This is a genomic window from uncultured Pontibacter sp. (assembly GCF_947502515.1).
Lineage (GTDB): Bacteria > Bacteroidota > Bacteroidia > Cytophagales > Hymenobacteraceae > Pontibacter.
The window spans coordinates 1-3780 of sequence record NZ_CANNAI010000015.1; the positions used below are offsets into that span (position 1 = coordinate 1).

At 40.3% G+C, this 3780-nt stretch carries 3 protein-coding genes; all 3 read left to right on the forward strand.

Annotation, left to right across the window (positions count from 1 at the left end):
• Positions 1-187 precede the first annotated feature (187 nt).
• The 3 genes from Q1A54_RS20255 (at position 188) to Q1A54_RS20265 (ending at position 3706) form a co-directional block, all read left to right on the forward strand.
• Positions 188-808 (forward strand): toxin-antitoxin system YwqK family antitoxin, encoded by a 621-nt coding sequence (locus Q1A54_RS20255; protein WP_299991848.1) that lies wholly within the window; start codon positions 188-190, stop codon positions 806-808.
• A 563-nt stretch (positions 809-1371) separates the two neighbouring features.
• A complete protein-coding gene (locus tag Q1A54_RS20260; protein WP_299991851.1) occupies positions 1372-2256 on the forward strand; it encodes a hypothetical protein in 885 nt (294 codons plus the stop codon).
• Between the two features lie 94 nt (positions 2257-2350).
• Positions 2351-3706 carry a DUF4932 domain-containing protein gene (locus Q1A54_RS20265; protein WP_299991853.1) on the forward strand — a complete coding sequence of 452 codons (1356 nt, stop codon included), beginning with the start codon at positions 2351-2353 and terminating at the stop codon, positions 3704-3706.
• Positions 3707-3780 lie beyond the last annotated feature (74 nt).

The window sequence follows — 3780 nt, forward strand, 5'->3', positions numbered from 1 at the left end:
CTAAGAATCACGTCCGCCAACAAAGCACATGTGTAAAGCTGCGGCTACGCCTTGCTCACCTCATGTACCAGCACGTTAACTTTTATAAGAAGTATAAGAAAGCTTTAATTAACATACTTAACATCCACTGGGATAGAGCTGTATTATTGGCTAAAGTGGGGTAACACAAGAGGACAACATTGTAAACATGTTTAGGGAAAAGTTATTTTGCTACTGCCTGCTGGCAGCAGTGATGTTATTTCACATTAAGTGTGACAGCAATAAGCAGAGAGTTGTAAAGTACTATTATGATGATGGGAGTATCGAAGCCGAGATACATGTCAAAAATGATAGGCTAAATGGGCCGGCTAAGTATTACTATTCTAGTGGTAAATTAAGAGAATTGATACCTTACGTTGATGGAAAACTAGAAGGTGAAGGGTTTGACTACTATGAAAATGGCAGTCTGAAATTTGTTAGAAATTTTAAAGACGACTACCTGCATGGCCGGACAATAGAGTATGATGAGAATGAGCAGGTAATAAACAGAACAGAGTATAACAATGGGAAAGTAGTGTTTAATGTATCCTTCTATCCAAGCGGGGATACTTCAGCAATACATGAGAATGGGAGGACGTACATTTACTTTGAGACAGGGAAAGTAAAGCATGTCCTTTGTGCCTGTGACACGGAGGTCTTTAGCTCGGTTCAGTTCAGCGCTGCTGGTGAAATCCTAAAGCGAAAGGGCTCTCTTGATTGCCTTACCAAAAAGGACTCTTTGTTGCTGGCGAGACAGTACCCAGGCTGGGAAGAGAAGAGTGTTGAATAGCCGTGCCAGCAATATGCTACTTAATTCCAAAGAATCTAAGTTTACAGGTGTCGCGGCACTGTGTGTAAAAAAATAACATCAGTTAACAAAGTACATACAGAACCTTCGCTCTCGCTGCAGCTCTTCATGTACAAGCACGTTACCCTTAATTAAAAGTATGAAATCAAAAGTATTCATCCACCTGATTATTAGCTTAGTTTACTTTTGGTTCTTCATCCTAATCTTCTGGAATAAATCAGGGGGTGATATAGCTACTATATTCTGCTTTGCTACTTTCTCTCTGATTCACCTGATTATTGTACTTGTATCAATGATAAGAAAGAGAAGGAGTAAGAATTACTTTGCTCTTTTAGGATTGGTATGTGGCATAGTTTTAAATGTGGTTTCTTTTCACTTGCTTTCTGAATACAGATTGAATAAGCACCTGAATGAAGGTGGAGATAGAGTAATAATTGAGGAGTACTAAAAAAGGAAGAATAACTTCGGGTAACAAGGCACAGGTATCATGTTCGGCTAACGCCTCACCCGTTGACTGTACGAGACCGTTGGTGGGAATTTAATTTATGAAGAACCAAAGTTTTAGACCTGAATTAATAACTCAACCTCTGTTTATTTTGGGGCTGGTCCTGCTTTTGGTAAATGACCTGTATTTAAAGTACGAATTTTCAAATTCGCTCACAGGCAAGCTATCAGATTTTGCTGGGCTCTTCATATTCCCATTTTTCTTTTCCACCCTAATAGTTAAATACAGCAGGCACTTTTACCTACTGACGGCTGTGCTTTTTATTTATTGGAAGTCTCCTTTATCACAACCTCTCATCGAATGGTGTAATGCTGTGGGAGCGCCAATAAACAGAACAGTTGATTACACAGACCTTTTGGCTCTATCAATTCTACCCTTTTCTTATTATTACTTTAAGAATAAGCTTGAAATAGAACGAAGGTACAGCCCTTTGTTAACAGTAATTTGTTCTGTTGTTTCTTTGTTTGCATTCTGTGCAACAACTCTTCCAATGGAGCAAGTCAATAGCAAGGTTGCAACAAACAAGTACTTCGTGTTAGACATGAGCAAGGAAGAGTTATTCACCACTTTGACAGCGGGACATCCTTATAGCGACTCGTTGAAAAAGAATCTTGATGATTCCCTCTTTTACCTTATTTTCGATATTCCAGGCCTTCGAGCGCAGGTGACTGCCTTAGCAGTAATAAAAAGTATAGATGTTAGGCGCACTTCTATAAAACTTGACAGTGTTATTAGTGGAGACATTACAGGTGGCTTGTTCAGCGGCGTCGACCAGTATGACATCAATAGGTTTCAAAGCCTTAGTCAAATAGATTTTGAAGCATACTTTGAAAGGAACTTTGTAGAAAAAATAAAAGGGAAAGAAGCAGAATTCCTCTATTATAAGAATAAGGAAATCCACGATAGATACAGTAAAGGAAATTAGAAAAACTTCCACCAACACGGCACATGCTCCAAACTCGGCTGCGCCTCGTTCACAGCCTGTACCAGCACCGTTAGCTACAATAAAAGTTAAAAATTTGAAAAAGCTTATAATCATACTTGCTGTATTTTCAACTTCATGCAGCTCTAGAATATACAACCAAGAACCCATTCAAAGTTATTTAGAAACCGAAACTTTAGGGGTTAATTATCAGGGAGCTTTAGTACGGACGCTGGATAAGAAAAATATCAAAGAGGACACGCTCCATTTTGATTTTACTTACTGGGGCGGCTGGAAAGATTCTAAATTTTACTCAAACAGTGATACCATTCTCATCACTAATAACGGGGTAGAGCAAGAGTTCATTTTCTGGACTAGCGAAGGTGATACTGTAGTGCTGGACATTTGCAAGCAGTTCAATCCTGGCACTTATGACCATGGCTATAAGGCAAGAAACAAGGGTAAAGTAAACGTGGTGATACCACAAGTGTATGAACTTGCCAACGTTATGGTGGCACTCACAGATAATGCACAGCCCAACTGGGTAAACAAGGATACGGAATATTACAAACGTGTTTTGGAATACTTTACACCCTACAGAAACCACCCCGCCATTAAGAATTTGAAAGCTAAACTATCCGCAGGCTCTTATCTCAACATCAGAGAAAATAGTGCCGCTTATGTGTTTGACGGGCAAAAGATTGTCGAGTCCAGCACATACGCTGGTTTTAGGGCAAGAGACCAATTCAAAAAGCTATTGCCGTTAATCCAGGACTTTGCCATTGCTAGCAATTTTCTTTCCTTCTACCAAGACGAAGAACTCTTTTATGAAAAGTTGGAGTCGCTTGAGCACGAAAGCGCCCAGGTGAAAGAAGCTTGGGACTGGCTGCAAAGTCAATTCCCCAATAAGGTGGACTCCTATAGAATCATCATGAGCCCTTTGGCAGGAGCCTCCCACAGTATACGCCTGTTTGAAAATAACGGCTTCAAAGAAAATATTATATTCATGTCTGCCCCTTCTCTTGTAAGCAAAGATTCGGTGAGTCAAGGGATTAGAGACGCTTTGGCATTAAGAAGGGCATTCACAGAAATTGACCACAACTATGTTAACCCAATCTCCGACAACTATTTGGATGCTATAAATGAGGCAATGGCAGATTTAGGAAAGTGGAACACAAAAGGAAGCTACAATAGTCCCTACGAGACATTCAATGAGTACATGACATGGGCTGTATTCGGCTTGTATGTATATGACAGGTTTGGTGAGAGCGACTATGAAAAAGTAATGCTTCAGCCAATAAACTTTATGGAAAACAACAGGGGGTTTATAAACTTCAAGTCTTTCAACAGGCACCTGTTGGAGTTGTTCCAGAAGTATGATGGCAAAAAGAAGGTGCCAGAGCTATACCCTGAAATACTGGAGTGGGTAAAAAATAAGAATTACAGTAGCTAATCGAGTAGACGGCCCCGTCAGCGTTAGCTGACGGGGTGCGCCTCTCACACCACTGTACAAGCGGGTCTCGCATA

What these genes read in the sequence shown, in the direction of transcription:
- Q1A54_RS20255 (WP_299991848.1), top strand. Translation starts at nt 188, where the DNA reads ATGTTTAGGGAAAAGTTATTTTGCTACTGCCTGCTGGCAGCAGTGATG.
- Q1A54_RS20260 (WP_299991851.1), top strand. Translation starts at nt 1,372, where the DNA reads ATGAAGAACCAAAGTTTTAGACCTGAATTAATAACTCAACCTCTGTTT.